At 67.8% G+C, this 16170-nt stretch carries 12 protein-coding genes, 1 tRNA gene, 1 other RNA gene and 1 pseudogene; 8 read left to right on the forward strand and 7 right to left on the reverse strand.

The genetic code is table 11. The features are described from left to right. The first annotated feature begins 58 nt into the window (after window positions 1-58). Window positions 59-134, forward strand: a tRNA-Lys gene (locus F0L46_RS01875). A gap of 491 nt (window positions 135-625) precedes the next feature. On the opposite strand, the gene lhpI is transcribed toward F0L46_RS01875, so the two are convergent. Then, window positions 626-2317, reverse strand: coding sequence for a cis-3-hydroxy-L-proline dehydratase (lhpI, locus tag F0L46_RS01880; protein WP_149815333.1), 1692 nt, complete (start codon window positions 2315-2317; stop codon window positions 626-628). Window positions 2318-2719: 402 nt separating this feature from the next. Between lhpI and ssrA the strand changes: the two genes are divergently transcribed. Next, window positions 2720-3051, forward strand: a transfer-messenger RNA (tmRNA) gene (gene ssrA, locus F0L46_RS01885). A gap of 170 nt (window positions 3052-3221) precedes the next feature. Here the strand turns inward: ssrA and F0L46_RS26740 are convergent. Next, window positions 3222-3668 (reverse strand): annotated as a pseudogene (locus tag F0L46_RS26740) (response regulator); the annotation flags it as partial. Window positions 3669-3894: 226 nt separating this feature from the next. Between F0L46_RS26740 and F0L46_RS01895 the strand changes: the two are divergent. From F0L46_RS01895 to F0L46_RS01910, 4 genes are all read left to right on the forward strand, one after another. Further along, window positions 3895-4890: an SDR family oxidoreductase gene (locus F0L46_RS01895; RefSeq protein ID WP_188311815.1), complete on the forward strand. Its 996-nt coding sequence runs from the start codon at window positions 3895-3897 to the stop codon at window positions 4888-4890. Between the two features lie 216 nt (window positions 4891-5106). Beyond that, window positions 5107-5370 (forward strand): DUF2171 domain-containing protein, encoded by a 264-nt coding sequence (locus F0L46_RS01900; protein WP_149815335.1) that lies wholly within the window; start codon window positions 5107-5109, stop codon window positions 5368-5370. Window positions 5371-5974: 604 nt separating this feature from the next. Continuing rightward, a complete protein-coding gene (locus F0L46_RS01905; protein ID WP_240539809.1) occupies window positions 5975-6874 on the forward strand; it encodes a helix-turn-helix domain-containing protein in 900 nt (299 codons plus the stop codon). An 85-nt stretch (window positions 6875-6959) separates the two neighbouring features. Then, window positions 6960-7415, forward strand: coding sequence for a GNAT family N-acetyltransferase (locus F0L46_RS01910; protein ID WP_149815336.1), 456 nt, complete (start codon window positions 6960-6962; stop codon window positions 7413-7415). A 232-nt stretch (window positions 7416-7647) separates the two neighbouring features. Here F0L46_RS01910 and F0L46_RS01915 read toward each other — a convergent pair whose 3' ends face one another. After that, complete coding sequence (locus F0L46_RS01915; RefSeq protein ID WP_149815337.1) at window positions 7648-8685, reverse strand: alpha/beta fold hydrolase; 1038 nt, start codon at window positions 8683-8685, stop codon at window positions 7648-7650. A 158-nt stretch (window positions 8686-8843) separates the two neighbouring features. Next, window positions 8844-9806, reverse strand: coding sequence for an MBL fold metallo-hydrolase (locus F0L46_RS01920; RefSeq protein WP_149815433.1), 963 nt, complete (start codon window positions 9804-9806; stop codon window positions 8844-8846). A gap of 904 nt (window positions 9807-10710) precedes the next feature. On the opposite strand from F0L46_RS01920, the gene F0L46_RS01925 reads away from it, so the two are divergent. Next, window positions 10711-11364 carry a DUF1345 domain-containing protein gene (locus tag F0L46_RS01925; protein WP_149815338.1) on the forward strand — a complete coding sequence of 218 codons (654 nt, stop codon included), beginning with the start codon at window positions 10711-10713 and terminating at the stop codon, window positions 11362-11364. A 12-nt stretch (window positions 11365-11376) separates the two neighbouring features. On the opposite strand, the gene F0L46_RS01930 is transcribed toward F0L46_RS01925, so the two are convergent. After that, window positions 11377-12558, reverse strand: a complete 1182-nt coding sequence (locus tag F0L46_RS01930; RefSeq protein WP_149815339.1) for an MFS transporter — start codon at window positions 12556-12558, stop codon at window positions 11377-11379. A 264-nt stretch (window positions 12559-12822) separates the two neighbouring features. Further along, on the reverse strand, window positions 12823-13353 hold the full coding sequence (locus F0L46_RS01935) for a cupin domain-containing protein (protein ID WP_149815340.1): 531 nt from the start codon (window positions 13351-13353) through the stop codon (window positions 12823-12825). A 48-nt stretch (window positions 13354-13401) separates the two neighbouring features. On the opposite strand from F0L46_RS01935, the gene F0L46_RS01940 reads away from it, so the two are divergent. Then, a complete protein-coding gene (locus F0L46_RS01940) occupies window positions 13402-14157 on the forward strand; it encodes a DUF72 domain-containing protein (protein WP_149815341.1) in 756 nt (251 codons plus the stop codon). Between the two features lie 26 nt (window positions 14158-14183). Here F0L46_RS01940 and glgA read toward each other — a convergent pair whose 3' ends face one another. Next, window positions 14184-15740, reverse strand: coding sequence for a glycogen synthase GlgA (gene glgA / locus F0L46_RS01945; protein ID WP_149815342.1), 1557 nt, complete (start codon window positions 15738-15740; stop codon window positions 14184-14186). Window positions 15741-16170: the final 430 nt, after the last annotated feature.

Raw genomic sequence — 16170 nt, forward strand, 5'->3', positions numbered from 1 at the left:
CCCGTCCCGCTTTCAGGTTGACCCCGCCCGGACGAACCCCTATCTCAACCCGACCTTCGAGCGCGTAGCTCAGCCGGTAGAGCAACTGACTTTTAATCAGTGGGTCGTGGGTTCGAGTCCCACCGCGCTCACCACTGTTTTCAACGGGTCAGCCGGCAGGTCCGTCGAGTCACCGCGTGACGAGGTAGCTGATGTCCTTATCGGCTGCACCAAATGCCTGGAAGCCACGGTCAAGGTAGCCTCCAATGTGAGGTATGCCCTTTCGTTCCCAATAGGCTGTCATGGCCCTTGGATGACGCTCTCTCGCAAGCTCTTACTATTTGACATTTTCGACGCGGAATGGGCGCTGGTTGCGCCCTATCTCACGCTTTTGCACGCCGATACGGCCTAGCGTGAGCACCCACTGGCGAGGTGTTCGGAGGCCCGCATTACATCGTGAACGGACGCGCCCCGGCACTGGATGCCCAACGGCGTCCCCTTCGCCGCCCTTGACTCGTAGGCGCAGCCCTGGCCCCGGATTGCACCAAGTCAGGACCTTGCGACCGGCCGGCGACGAAGCCGTGATCGGAGGCAAGCCCTGGTCGTGGAGCTCACCTCGCCGGGCCCCCCCGCCGGGCGGAGCTCCTCACGAGAGCCACTCAGGCAGTCGAGCTGGCACTCGGCCCGTGACCAGCGCTTCGGCGCAGTCATCCAGGGTCGCCAGCCTGACCGCGCAGCCGGAAAGACCCGGCCCGTAATGGGCGTATTTGCCCGAGGTCGTCACCACCGTCTTGGCACCCGCCGGAAATACGGGGCGTGAGATCGAGCACCAGCACAGGTCCGGGATCATCTCGACGCCGCTGACCCGCAGGCGGGCCAGCGTACCGTCCGCCTCTGCCGCCGCGATGACCTCCCGCCCCGCCGTGACGATCGCCGCCATGCTCGCATGGCGCCGCCGCCCTGCGAGCGCCGCCGCGAAGGCACGGCATTCCTCGAGGGAGGCATGGGGACTGCCGAGCGCGACGAGGTCCACCTCCTCCGGCCCGCCGTTGAGGTGCCGCCACCCCATCGCGAGATCGGCACGCGTGAGGCTCGTGCGGGATGCGTCGGGGGCTGCGGCGCCGGCCGCCTCCGGGGTAATCCCATCCACGTGCAGCATCGGCGCGGCGGAGGTCGTCCCGAAGGCGGCGCAGAGCGCCTTCAGGTCGTCGCGGCTCGGGCCCGCCTTCGCGAGCCCCCGCAGGAGCGGGATCCGGTCTGGGGAAGCTTGGCCGGCGAGGTAGCCGAGGAGCGGCCAGAAGGCGGCGTCGGCGCCCTCGGGCAGATCGACGTCGATGACCCGCCGCGCCCGCCGTTCCGCGTCAAGGTAGGGACCCGTCAGCGGAGCGCGCCCGGTGACAGCGATGCAGAGGTCGAGGAAGTCGGGATGCTTCGCGGTGCGGGCGCCGAGCACGCTGTTGGCGAAGATGACGGCATTCGACTCCGACCAGCCGATGGCGTCCCCAGCCTCCGGGGCATCGTCGAGGAGGTAGGGCGCGCAGGTGAAGGTCGGCCGGCAGCCCATTCGGACATAGGCGTCGGCAAGCCGCGCGGCGGGCTCGCCGAACCCGGCCGGCACGCCTTGACGCTGCCAGTTCTCCCGGTCGACCGAAATCGCGTTCGTCGTCGTGGGCACCACGACCCGCGCGCCCAGCGCCTCCATGGCCTCGGCGAAGACGAGGTTGGCGGGACCGGCATAGATGCAGCCGTCGATGTGAGCACGAGTGACGTCGGTCAGGGCTTCCGCAGCCCCCTGGTGGGCCATGGCGACGAGGATCCGCATGGCCTGGCGCGCGGCCTCGCCCGCCTCGCCGGCCAGCATCGCCCGGTCCTGGGGTGAGAGATCGAGCGTCATCCCGCGCGGCGGGTACAGTGGGATCGTCACGTCGTCCGCGACGATCTCCTGCTCCGTGATCCGTGCGAAGGCCTTGGCCGAGACCACGGCGTATTGCGCGGGCGGCAGGCGCAGCACGGGCAGGGAACGGCCGAACATCTCAGCGGCGACGACGGCGCCGAGCGTCGCGACGTCCTCGGCGTCCGAGAACACGAGCGCCGCGGGGGCCCGGCCCGCCAGCGCGAGCGCCAGGACGACCCCGGAGCCGGAGCACGATCCGCGGCTCGTCGGCATGAGAACCACCGCGCCGCTCAGGTCGGCGCCATGCTGCGGGTGGTGCACGTCGATGATCCTTCCCGTCGCCGGATCGACCCCGCCCCAGAAGCTCAGGCCCTCTGACAGGGCCAAGATGGGTCCTTCCGCGGACCCGCCAAGGATGCAGAGGGCCGTACAGGGATCGCTCATGGAACGCCTCTCGTGGTCGAGCGGGATAGGCCGAACCGAGGAACCCCTTTCACCGATGGAGGCGACGGAGCTTTCCATGGTCTTCCGGCGCCTTCCGCGTCAGGTCGGCGCCACGTCACGGCCTCTATCCACCTTGCGCCCACTCGCGACGTTGAGTCGATGGGTAAGAACGTCTGCTCTTGAGGTGCGCGCACCGCGAGCCGTAGGACCGCTTCCGGCCAAGCTCGGTTGTTCGAGGTTGATCAGATTGCCCAGCCGCGGACGTTCCGGTGGACATGGAACGGTGGGAACCGCCCTGACGGCAACAGGGGATACGGGCGCGAAGCGGTCAACGCGGGCCGTGAACAACCGCGCTGATCATGCTGCGACGACGATGGCGCAAGCGCAGATCGCGAGCGCGACGTGCTTGACTCTCGCCGCGCAAACCCCACTTTGGGGGGGTCGGGGTAACCCGGCTATGATCGTAGAGGCAGTTCAGAATAGACGTTAGGGACGGGGGTTCAATTCCCCCCACCTCCACCATGACGGCAGGCGGGTTCTGCCGTGATGGGGGGGGTGACATGGGTTCGACCTGGCGTGGTAAAGGTCCGGCTGCGATTAGGCTGAGGTACGGCCTGGACTATGTCCGAATGTCCGCAATCACAACTGCCAACGACAACGTTGACATGCGTGCGGTCCGCCTCGCGGCGTGACCAAACGGGGCTCGGGAAAGCCTAGCAACAGAAACGGGACCTTCGGGTCCCGTTCCCATTTTCCCCCAGCCTCCGCGTTCACTCGTGAGGTCCGGCGGGCATAGGCCTGCAACGACTTGGATCGACGTGTTGCGAAAAGCGGCGATGGCGATCTCGCGGTTCCGGCTCCGGTACGCCTGTCACCGTGACGACGTTCACCGCTATGAAGCCGCGCCATCGAGATTGAGAGGCGTCGTGCGCAGCTCGGCGAGCTTGGCGTCCATGGGCACCTTCAGGTGACTGCAGATGAGCACCGCCTTGGCGTGCCCTTGGAGCGGCGCACGACGGCGTGGATGCGCGCCACCAGCTCGTCCTTCTGGCAGGGCTCGGCGAGGTCGTCGTCCGCGCCGAAGCCTATAGACCCTTCACCTTGTCCTCGATGCCCGCCAGATCGGACAGGATCAGGATTAGCGTCGTCACCTTGGCGACCCGCGAGGAGCGGAGAACCTCGTAGCCCGACATGTCGGGTCGAGCAGGAGGAGGTCGTCATCGTAGTGCTTGCCGGGATCGACAACCTCGTCGCTCAGGTCCGTGGCATGGACGTCGAACCGCTTTGACTTGAGCATCGGCTCGATGCTCTGGGAACTCGATGCATCCTCCCCGATCAGAAGGATGCGCACCAGGCCATCACGTAGACGGCTCCCAAGCATCGATCCTTCGGTAGGGTTCGACTTAGCTCTCGTCACGAAGCGCAGCGGTGAGTGGGGGCTTACGACGAACGCGACGAGCCTCGTTGGCTGATGCGCCCGTACGTCCGGAGTTGCGACGCAGGCCCGCAGGGCGGGAACCGGCATCTACAAGACCGGTTGACCGGCGACCGGACACCTGCGCCAGGAGATCGCCCTCGTGACAATCGACAATACCTCACGCCGGGACTTCGTAGCCGGCGCGGCCCTCGCGACGGCCGCCGCGGCCGCCGCAGCGCCGGCTCTGGCGCAGGAGGCGAAGCAGCCTGGGGCTCCGACTACGCGGAAGGCGGCCGACTATCCAAAGCCGCCCTTTGCGGTCCAGCAGCAGCCCTGGCCGGGCCTTGCCTCGCAGATGAACCCGCGCCCCGACCATGGCGAGACAAGCTATCGCGGCTCGGGCCGCCTCCAGGGCAAGCGCGCCCTGATCACCGGCGGCGACAGCGGCATCGGGCGGGCGGCGGCCATCGCCTATGCCCGCGAGGGCGCCGACGTGGCGATCAACTATCTGCCCGCCGAGGAGCCCGACGCCCGCGAGGTGGTCGAGCTCATCCGGGCCGCGGGCCGCAAGGCCGTCGCGATCCCGGGCGACCTGCGAGACGAGGCGTTCTGCACACGTTTGATCGAGGAGGCCGCCCGCGAGCTCGGCGGCCTCGACATCCTCGTCAACAACGCGGCGCGCCAGCAGACGAAGCCCGCCATCGCCGACATATCGAGCGAGGATTTCGACGCCACGATGCGGACCAACGTGTACGCGCCCTTCTGGCTCACCAAGGCAGCTGTGGCTCGGATGGGACCGGGGGCGGTGATCGTCAACACCTCCTCCGAGCAGGCCTCGGATCCCTCCGAGGATCTCGTCGACTACGCGATGACCCGCGCGGCCGTCCTGAACTTCACGAAGTCGATGGCAAAGCAGCTCGCCTCCAAGGGCATCCGGGTGAACGCGGTCGCGCCGGGGCCGTTCTGGACGCCGCTCCAGGTGAGTGGGGGCGCGGCGCCGGAGAAGCTGCAGAAATTCGGGTCGCAAAGCCCGCTCGGCCGCCCTGGCCAGCCGGCCGAGATCGCCGGCCTCTACGTTGCCGCCGCGGACCCGGCGCTCAGCTTCTCCACGGGCCAGGTTTTCGGCGCCACGGGCGGTGGCGGACAGCCGGCCTGAGGTCGCCCCGACTCCATCCCGCGAACCAGCAGGGATGCCTATCCGATCGGCGGGTGCGCAGGTCCACCGCGCGCTTCAGGCCGCAGCGAGCCGACGCTGCCCCTTCGGCCCTGCCGTTCGGGTGAGATGGAAAAGCCATTTGCTCAAGAGAGCACGTGAGGGCGTTCCACGCTCTCGGCCATGGTGCCTCGTGACTGAATGAGAGGCGCTCAAGTCATGACGGATCTTCGCGCGATCAGGGAGCATATGGAGGTCGTCGGCGCCGACGGGGTGCATGTGGGCACGGTGGACCGCGTCGCGGGCGGCCGTATCAAGTTGACGAGGAAGGACAGCGGCTCGCATCGCGACCATCACAACTACATCGCGGGCGCCTTCGTTTCCGCTGTCGAGGGACGTCGCGTGCGGTTGTCCGCCAACGGCGATGCCGCCCTGCTCGAGGAGGAGCAGGACGGCGAGCCGCTTGCGGATGACCGACCCTGATTCACCGAGACGCGAGATCAACCTGTAAGGCGCCGCAACCTTAGGCCAGACGCCATGCGGATCACGCCTGCCGCTCAGTACACGTCGCGGCGACGCTCCCGCTCATCCGAACGGCCGTAGGTGGCTCCATAGCGATCGCTGCTCCAGCTCCAACCCGGCCGCGCCGCTCGACCCGCAGAGCGTGGGACCTCGTCCCCGCGGGTCGGGTGGCCGACATGGATGGCGTCGCGCAGGCCGAGCTGATCGCGAGGCAGGGATTGAACACGGCGGCCCGGAAAGCGTCGGCCGCGAGGAGACGTGTCCGCATCCGACGCTCAGCCCCGCGGCAGGGGCCCGTTCACCGGATCTCAGCTGCGGCGTAGCGACACCGGCTGCCGGTCGCCGGTGCACTTGCATTTCATTCGCAATTGGATGACCCTATGCTCGATGGCAGCGTTCGTGGGATCAGCTCGGTGGCGTGACGTCGCCCGACTCCCTCGGGGCGGGAGGCGTTAAGGCGCGTCCCGCTGGAGCGTTCGAGCGTTCCTAAGCGTATCTGCGGGGCGCAAGTCGCCTGCACATTCCGGTCGAGAAGCGTCCTTAGCCCATTCAGAGGAGACAGATCGTGCCTGACTACTCGTCTCTTACAGAAGTCCACGGCGAGAGCGGACAGGCGTCTTACGTGCGCGCAAGAAAATCACCGGGCGGGGTCCTCGACTTCTTCGACTTGGTGCGGCCCGGTGGACCCATGTGTAACCCGGCGGTGCCCGAACTCGTTCTCATTCAGATTATGATGGGTGGCAGTCGTACCCGCGGCGACTCGGGAGGTGGGCATTTCGACGTGACGAGCGAGAAGGGAGATCTCTATCTCGGTGCGCCGAACTTCGCCCACACGATAAATGTCTGCAAGAACATTCAGATTCGCAAACTGGCGTTTCCGACCGCGCAATGGGAGGGCGTGCTCGACGAGGCGGCCGATGGAGGCTACTCGCTGGAAAGCCTGCAGGTCTACAGGGGGCCGTTTCGTTCGCAGGCCATCCAGGCGACGCTGAGGAACCTATGGGCGTTGAGCGACGAGGAGGGCGCACCGTCCCGGCTGCTGGCACGCGCGGCCGGTTGCGAGATCCTCGCCGAATTGTGCCGGCTGAGCGGCGCCTCGCTCGCGCCGGCCAGGGGCGGCCTTGCGCCCTGGGCGAAGCGCCGCTGCCTGGAGCTGATGCAGGAGCGGCTGGCAGAGGACATCAGCCTCGACGAGCTCGCCGCCGAGGCGCGGCTCTCGCCGTTCCATTTCGCGCGCATGTTCAAGGAGAGCGTCGGCGTGCCGCCGCGGGCCTACCTGACGCGCCTGCGGCTCGAGCGAGCGTGCCAGCTTCTCGAGACCACGGACCTGCCCGTGACCGAGATCGCGCTCGAGGTCGGGTACTCGTCCAACCAGGTGCTCGCCCGTCTCTTCGTCAAGCATCGGAACACCACGCCGTCCGACTATCGTCGCGCCGTTCGCGATCAGGTTCTCTCCAGTCGCTGAGGCCTGCTGCCGATCCAAGTTGAACCGGGCCCGCGTGCATGGTCTACCGCTTCCCGAGGTGCGATGCCTGTGACAGCATGCGGGCATGATCGCGCGTATCCGCCTTGGCACCCTCTCTGATCTTGGCGCCATCCAGGAGATCGTCCGAGCCGCGTATAGCGGCTACATTTCGCGGATTGGGCGTGAGCCCGGGCCCATGCTCGACGATTACGCCGCACTGATCGACGGGAGCCGGGTGCATGTCGCGGAGACCGACGGCGTCGTCAAGGGCGTTCTTGTGCTGATCCCGCAGGACAGCGCGATGCTGCTCGACAACGTTGCCGTTGCGCCCGAGGCACAAGGTTCGGGTCTCGGCCGGCTCATGCTGGCCTTCGCGGAGCAAGCTGCGGCCGAGGCGGGTTACCAAGCCGTCACGCTCTACACCAACGAGGCGATGACGGAGAACGTCGCGCTCTACATGCAGCTTGGCTACCGCGAGACGCATCGGGCGGTCGAGAAGGGACTGCGACGGGTCTACATGTGCAAGCAGCTCGGCTTGTAGTGCGGGCCGGGATCCGGATGTGTTAGGTCAGTGAAGCCTCTCATGGGGATTGCCGGGTGGAGAACCCGCTTCAGTCGGAACGGAGCCTTTCGTGGGCTCAGCCGGCGCTTCCTTCTTGCGCATGGGGCCGCGTAGCAACTCTGCCGCTTTTTCGCGAGCAACGCGGAGCGGCTCGCTTGCCGGCGCTCCGGCGTGGGTCGAGCACCGCAGGTTCGCCCTCGGTTCGAGACCTTCAGAACCTTGCGGCGTCGAGCACCGACTGGGCGAAGGCCTTCGGTGCCTCCTGCGGCAGATTATGGCCGATCCCACCTTCAATAGTCCGATGGGTGTACGGGCCGGCGAACTTGTCGGCGTAGGAAGAGGGCTCCGGATGGGGCGCCCCGTTCGCGTCACCCTCGAGCGTGATCGACGGGACCGTGATCACCGGAGCCGCCGCGAGGCGCCGTTCCAGAGCATCGTTCCGAGGTTCCCCGTTCGCCAGGCCGAGGCGCCAGCGGTAATTGCCGACGACGATAGCGACGTGATCGGGATTCATGAGCGCATCGGTCGTGCGCTCGAACGTGGCCTCGTCGAACCGCCAGGTCGGGGAAGCCGTCTGCCAGATGAGCCTCGCGAAATCCTTCCGGTTCGCCTCGTAGCCGAGCCGGCCGCGCTCCGTCGCGAAGTAGAACTGGTACCACCAGGCGAGCTCGGCCCGCGGCGGGAGGGGCATGCTGTTGGCCTGTTGACTGCCGATCAGGTAGCCGCTCACCGACACGAGAGCTTTACAGCGCTCCGGCCAGATCGCCGCCATCACGCACGCCGTCCTAGCCCCCCAGTCGCAGCCCGCGACGACGGCTTGCCCGATCTCCAGCGCGTCCATCAGGGCGATCATGTCCGTGGCGAAGACCGACTGCTGGCCGTTGCGGACCGCATCGTCCGACAGGAAGCGCGTCGTGCCATAGCCGCGCAGATAGGGCACGATCACCCGGTACCCGGCGGATGCCAGGAGGGGAGCGACCTCGGCATAGGTGTGTATGTCGTAGGGCCAGCCGTGCAGCAGGATCGCGGGCGGGCCGTCCGACGGTCCCGTATCCACGTAGCCGACATCGAGGACGCCCGCCCTGATCTGCTTGAGCGGCCCGAATGCGGACCGTCGCACCGGGCCGGATGGGCTCGGTTGCGAGCCCTGAGCGCCCGCCGAACTGGATCCGCCGGCGAGGCTTGCGACGAGGCCAAGGGCGGCGGCACCGAGCAGCCTGCGTCGGTCGTGAGCCATCGGTATTGTCATCGTGGGTCTCCAGCAGGGTTCTGGGTGATCGGACGGCCATGGCGCGCGCAAGCCCAACCACGGGGCCGGCGATCCGCGTCCGCAGGCGAGGCATCCTCCGCTGCCGTTTTCGCGGCGCGCTTTCGCAGCCAGGGGCGGCGGGAGGGCGCCCGCTGCTTCTAGACGCCCTCGTAGACTAGCTTGGTAAAGAGGGCTGGGCTGATGACGAAGTTGCCCCAGGCGGGGTCGAAGGCGGCCGTCGGCTTCGCTGCCACGATGGCCTCGAGCGAATAGTTGTTCTTCTTCAAAGCGCTCACGTTTGCGCGTGCCTGGACCAGCATGTCGCGGAAGCCCTGCAGCTCCAGCCGATTGCTGATCGGCTGACCGTGGCCCGGTATGATGATCGTCCGGTCGGTCGTGAGCGCCAGGTTGGCATCGGCGGCCCGGATCGAGCCATCGATGCTACCGCCCGTCGAGTAGTCGATGAAGGGATAGGCTCCGTTCCAGAACGTGTCCCCGGTATGCAGGATGTCGGGTTCCTTGAAATGGACCGAGATGTCGCTGTCGGTATGCGCCGGGCCGTAATGTCGTAGCGCCAGGGACGTGCCGTTCGCGGCCAGGGTGCGCTCATCCGTCATGAGATCGGTCGGAAGCGCTGCCGTGGAGAGGGGCTGGAAGTCGTAGTCCCAATCCTCGACGCGCTGCACCGCGATCAGGTGCTTTCGCGTGTTCTCGTGCGCGAGGATCGTCGGGCCGAGTTCACGCAGCCACTCGTTCCCGTTCGCATGATCGAAGTGCCAATGCGTGTTGATCAGGTGGGTCACGGGGGCGGGCCCGATCGCCGCCAGGGCGGTTTCCATCTGTGGGCGCGAGGCGGCGATGCCGGCATCGACAAGGACCTTGCCGTCCCGGCCGTTGAGAACCGCGACGTTCCCGCCGGATCCCTCCAGGATCGTGACGTCGCCTCGCAAACGGTGAAGCGTGATCGGCGTCGTCGCTGCCGCCGCCTTGATCCGGTCGACGATGCCGAGCGCCTCCGCGAAGGCTTGTCGCGGCGTGAGCCATGTGCCAGCCGCCACGACGGATGCCGACACGCAGCACAGGCAGAAGCCGCGGCGAGACAAATTGAATGGTGTGCTCATGGCATCCTTCTCTTCCTGAAAGCACCACATCATGTGAGCGTAGGCGCGGGCGACGCGCGGACCGCTTTCGGCACTGCGGCTTCGTCGTGCGGCAGCGGCCTGAGAGTTGCCGCATGGTCCAGCTGAGATCATCGAATCTGTTCCAGGCACGTATCGTAAGCCGAAATATGCGGAACCCATGTTTGAAGATGAAAGAATTCGTTGGTTGATGACCGGCGTGCACGGTCCATAAGCGATGATATGGAGCGCCAGTCCCGCATGCACATGATAGGTTTTAGTCTGAAGTTGTCTGATATCGCTGCAAGTTTCAGATCACATCTCTCGCCATGACCCAAACCGGCGATTGAATCTGCCCCTTGTTCCACCGGGCGACCACCCTAGCGCAAAGATCCCGGCGAACGTCACCGCCCCCGTGTCGGCAAAGCGCGGCGAGAGCTGGCCCCGGCCCTGCCGCTCATCAGTCGTGAGGCCGCCCGGGCCCTCGATTGCCCCGCCGTGAGCCCGGTCGGTTCGGTCGCCGGGCTGGCGGATCTAGGGCCGGACATCTCGAGCGCTTTCGACGGTGCGCGACCCGCGGATATCGCGATGCGTGCCGGCGACGTAATCTAGGTCACCGTAGTGGCTTCCAGGCGCGCCGACAGCCGTTCGGCCGTAATCTCGTCCCGTGTCAACCCGAGGACGGCTCCGACGCGCGACTGAGGCGCCGTCTTGAGGGCGGTCGGAGAGCTGCTGTTCTTCAGCTCCCCCCACGAGGGCCCGGACGTTCAGCGAGCGGATTTCACCCCGTATCGAGCGCGGTTGCCCGCCTCGCAAAAGGCGGTCTCGCCGTGCCTGCCATGAACCCCATACACTTGCCCAGGCCGGCCCTGCCGGGCGAAGGGTTCTCTCCCGGTCGCGAGATGCCATGCTGACACCAATTGCCGTCTTCCGGGCCCGCCCGCGGCTCCTCGCCGCTCTAGGCCTCGGTCTGGTCCTCTTCCTGCTGCTCCCGGACGAGTGGCGACCCGCCACACGGGCTCTCGTCGCTTGGTGCGCCGCCCTCGTCGTTTATCTCACCCTCGCCGCCCATATGATCACCCGGGCGGACGCGGAAGATATCCGGGCCAGGGTGCCCCTCTACGACCAGGGTCGGTACATGGTACTCGCGCTCAGCGTTCTCGCGGCGCTGGCGAGCCTTGCCGCGATTGTTCTGGAACTTGCCCACGCGAAGGGTGGGGGCGGGGCGGGCGCCCTGCACCTTCTCCTCGCCGCCGCCACGGTGGGCCTCTCCTGGACCTTCATGCACGTGATGTTCGCGCTGCACTATGCGCACGACTTCTACGCACCGGAGCACACGGACGCTGCCCGCGGCTTGGTCTTCCCGAAAACCCCGGAGCCGCTCTACCCCGACTTCGTCTATTTCTCGTTCGTGATCGGTTGCGCCTGCGCGACGGCGGATGTCGAGATCACGTCGCGGCGGGTCCGGATGGCGGCCATGGCGCACGGCGTCCTCTCGTTCGTCTTCAACACGGCCATCGTGGCGCTCACGATCAACATCGCGGCCGGGCTCGTGCCGTGACGATCCCTCGGGTCACGCGGCCAGCGGCGTCCTCTCCTGCATGCGCCTCAGCCTCAGCATGGCGAGAGTGCCCAGGAAGGGGCCGATCGCGAGCAGGGCGAAGGCACGCCCCCACCCGGTGAACGGCAGGATCCAGGGCAGCGCCTGAATCGCCACGATGGTGATCAGGAAGCCGACGCAGGTCTGGATCGTGAGCATCGTTCCCGTCAGATGGCGCGGCGCAGCCTCGATGGCGAGGGCGGAGAACTGCGCCGAGTCGGCGACCGCCGAGAAGCCCCAGAGGACCGCGATGCCCAAGGCCAGCGTCGCGCCGATCTCGGCCGCCGGGCCGATGGCGAGCGCGCACAGGCCGCTGGTGACCATGGCGACCGCGGCGACCTGGCATCGCCCGAACCGGTCAGCCGCCAGCCCCGCGAGCACCGCCCCGGGCAAGCCCGCCGCGATGACCGCGAACACGAGAATGCTCGCGCCGGCCCCTTGCAGGCCCAAGGGGCCGTGTTGGAGAAAGGCTCCGATCCACGCCCACATGGCGTAGAGCTCCCACATATGGCCGAAATAGCCGAGATTGGTCAGGCGCAGCCGCGGCGAGCGCCACGCCTCGCCGATGTCGGACAGGCGGAAGACCGACCGCGCGAAGGGAGCGCCGCCTTCCCGGAAAGCGAGGATGAGAGGCCCTGCGGCAAGGCACAACGCCCCCGCGACGAGGTAGACGGTCGTCCAGGGCAGGGTGCCGATCAGCCCGTTCACGAGATGCGGCGACGCGGAGCCGAGGGTGAGGCTGCCTACGAGGATGCCGACGAGCAGGCCGAGATCCCCCCGGGCCCAGGTCGATGCCATCTTCATGCCGACGGGATAAACCGCCGCCATGGCGGCTCCCGCGACGGACCGGAGCGCCAGCGTGGTCCAGCCGGTCGGTGCCACTAAGGGGAGGAGGAGGGTTGCCGTGCCCGCCATGACGCATCCTGCGGCAAACAGGTATGCCGGGCGGAACCTGTCGGCGAGGCCCAGCGCCGTGCTCGCGAGGGTGCCGGCGACGAACCCTGCCTGAACCGCCGAGGTGAGCAGGCCCGCTTGCGCGCTCGTCATAAGGCCGGTGGCGATGAGGTCGGCGACGGCCGCCGTCGAAGCGAACCAGACGGAGAGGGCGGCAACCACGGCGAGGCACAGAAGAGACAGATTGCGGGCCTTGCTCATGCGTTCTCCCGGCGACCGGGCGAGCGTAGCAGGCCGCCGGGAGGGGGCAAACTCTCGCCCGGCGGCCCTCCCAACGTGGAGGGAGGCCGCCAGGGGCGCGTCGATGTCCGTGGTCGGCAGATACCAGGTCATCTTCGCCTGCGCGGGCAGGCGACGGGTTCCGATCCGCAACGGCCTATGTGACGGCGGGGCGAGCCCTGGGGCCGCCTGAGACAGCCCCGGCAGATTTACGACGGTCCTCGCTTGCGCGGGGCCGCTGTTCCCTCACTTCACCGGATCGAGGAACGCCGCGTGGGGAGGAGAGGCTTGAAAGATCACGACCTTGGCCGGAACGGCACCGTGGTTTGCGGCGCGCATCGCCACGTTGACAGGTTCGAGCAGGGCCTCGCCAGCTTTCCGGTGAACGGCCTCCCGATCCTTCAGCTCCAGGGTGAAGGTTCCCTCGAGGACATAGACGACCACGGGCGCGGAATGCGTGTGCCAGGGCGAGGTGGTTCCGGGCTGGACCGTTGCCGTGAGAACGCGGGCCTCGATCTCCCGGTCCTTCGGAAACTCCGTCGTGACCTCCTTCAGGACGGGCAGATCGGGCCGCGCGGTCCCTTGCTGCGCGTGTGCCGGAACGGCCAGGGCTCCCAACAGGAGCGGCGCGAGGGCGGGTTTCATGTTCACCTCCGTCGATCGCCCGATAGTCTGCGCCCTGCCGCCCCCTGCGGCATCCGCCGCTTGGGGGATGCGGGAGTTCTCATGTGCCGGGGTGTGCTGCCGCTTGTGCCCTTCGCCTTCGGGAACGGTCAAGTCGTCGAGCCGGTTCTCCCTGCACACGGGCGATGAGCGGGAGAGGGTGTGAGCAGGGCCGAGATAATCCGCATCGGAACGGCGGCCTGGAGCATCCCGAAGCCCCACGCCGACGCGTTCCCGCCGGATGGCAGCCACCTGGAGCGCTACGCGGCGGTGTTCGACGCGGTCGAGATCAACACGTCGTTCTACCGCCCTCATCAGAGGTCCACCTACGAGCGCTGGGCCGCCAGCGTGCCGGAGACGTTCCGCTTCGCGGTGAAGATGCCGAAAGCCATCACGCACGAGTGTCGCCTGACGGACTGCGACGCGCTCCTCGACCGCTTCCTGTTCGAGGTGGCCGGGCTGGGAGAGCGGCTAGGCCCGGTTCTAGTGCAACTGCCCCCGAAGCTGGCCTTTCATGAAGGCGTCTCCGACGGGTTCCTGCATGCCCTGCGCGCCCGCTTCCCCGGCGACGTGGTATGCGAGCCGCGGCACGCCTCCTGGTTCACGCCCGCGGTGGACGCCCTCTTCGACGAGCTGCGCATCGCCCGCGTCGCCGCCGACCCGGCACCCGTGGCGGGTGCCGGTGATCCGGCTGGCTGGCCGGGCCTCGTCTATTACCGCCTGCACGGCTCGCCTCGCATCTATTACTCGCCTTACGACGACGAGACCCTATCACGGATCGCGGCACGCCTTCGCGACGATCGGGCCCTGGGGCGAGCGGTCTGGTGCATCTTCGACAACACGGCCGCGTTCGCGGCGACGCACGACGCTCTCGTCACCCGCGCCCGGGCTCACGATCCGGGGATCGATCTGCGGTGAGCAGCCCGCACCCTGGCCGCCGGAGATCAGGCGGCGTCGCGGGTGGACCAGCGTGGCGCGAGTTCGCCGAGAGCGTGTGCGTAGAGCTCACCATAGGCGGCGGCCGATTGATGCCAGCCGAAGGACTGGCTCATGGCCGCGGTTCTCATGAGCGCCATCCGGCGCTTCGAGCGGAAGCTCTCGACGGCGCGACCGACGGCGCTCGCCAAGCCCGCGGCCGACGGGTCGGAGAACAGGAAGCCCGTCACGCCGTCCTCGATCGTGTCGGCGAGGCCGCCCGTCCTGTGGGCCACGGGAAGCGAGCCGTAACGCTGCGCGTACATCTGGCTCAAGCCGCACGGCTCGAACCGCGAGGGCATGAGAAGGAAATCGCTTCCCGCGTAAAGCCGCCGGGCCTCCGTCTCGTCGAATCCCACGCGCACGCCGACCGCGCCCGGATACGCCCGTGCGAGCTCCTGGAGGGCCGTTTCGAAACGCTCCTCGCCCCGTCCCAAGACGGCGATCTGCCCGCCTCCCGCGAGGATCGACGCGGTGGCGGCGATGCTGAGATCAATGCCCTTCTGGTGAACCAGCCGCGACACGACCGAGAACAGCGGGCCGGTCGAGGGCTCCAGGCCGAAGGCCCCCCGGACGGCCTCGGCATTGGCGTGCTTGCCCCCAAGGTCGCTCGAGTCGAAGCCCGCGGCGAGGTGCTGGTCGCGCCTCGGGTCCCAGCTCTCGTCGATGCCGTTGACGAAGCCATGCAGCCGGCCCTGCGCGGCCCTGATGCGCAGGAGGCCTTCGAGCCCGCAGCCGAAGGCCGGCGTGGTGATCTCGTCGGCGTAGGTCTGGCTCACCGTCGTGACGTCCGACGCGTAGAAGATGCCGGCCTTCAGGAAGGAGACCCGGCCGTAGAACTCCACCCCCTCGATTTGGAACGCGCTCGCCGGGACGCCCAGCGTCTCCAGGCGATCATGCGGAAACAGACCCTGATAGGCGAGGTTGTGGATGGTCAGGACGGAGGGCACGGGGCTGCCGCGCCAGGCGAGGTAAGCCGGCGCCATGGCGGAGGGCCAGTCGTTCACGTGCAGGAGGTCGGGCGTCCACGAGAGGTCGCCCAGGCCGGACGCGAGGTCGGCCGCCGCGAGGCTGAGGCGCGCGAAGCGAACGTCGTTGTCGCTCCAGTCCTGCCCGGCCTCGTCGACATAGGGTGTTCCCGGCCGGTCGTAGAGCTCGGGGCAGAGGACGGCATAGACGACGAGACCGTCGGCAAGGTCGATCCGACCGACGTCGCAAGCCGGCAGGCCGTAGGCGGCGCGCAGGCGTCCGACGGTCGTGACCTTCCGCCCCGCTAGCACCTGGCGATAGCCCGGGATGAGAACGCGGACGTCGTGAGTTGCCCGGAGCGCCCGCGGAAGGGCCGCCGAGACCTCGCCGAGACCGCCGGCCTTCACGAAATCCGACATCTCCGAGGTGACGAACAGGATCCGCGGCCCCGACGCTCCCAGACCCGTGCCCTCGTCACCCCGCGACGACGGGGTCGCCCACCGGCGCAGCAGGCGCTCGGCGGTGCGTTGATCGGGCTTGCGGTCGAGCGCGCGCATCTTTGTGTCCCCAGGCAACGGATACGGGCGGTCGCCGATTCGGTTGAGCCGGATCAAACGCCACAGTGCGTTGCTTTTGTATTGACCTGCTCAGCAAGAATCCGGCCAACCCAGCCGGGACGGGTGCTAGGACAGCCCGAAGTCTCCGAAGGCAGGCACGCGTAGGTGCTGTTAGGGAAGGCGTGTGAGCCCAGCATTAACATCGGTTGTATCCTGCCGGGGATCCGGCATCGACCGGATGAGGTCGAGTTGCCCGGGGAACCTGGGCGCAGGTGCTGCTTAGGTTGGCAATCGCTGTCCTTTTCCGCGGCAGCGGCTGGGAGGAAGAGCTTGCCGCGACGGGCGGCGTCACCTCGCCCGCGATCGGCCGGCGCGGCATTCCATCGAGACCGCGCGTCGGAAGGCGTCCTTGAGGGCCGGCCTCTCAACG

Source organism: Salinarimonas soli (assembly GCF_008386575.1).
GTDB classification, from domain to species: Bacteria; Pseudomonadota; Alphaproteobacteria; order Rhizobiales; family Beijerinckiaceae; genus Salinarimonas_A; species Salinarimonas_A soli.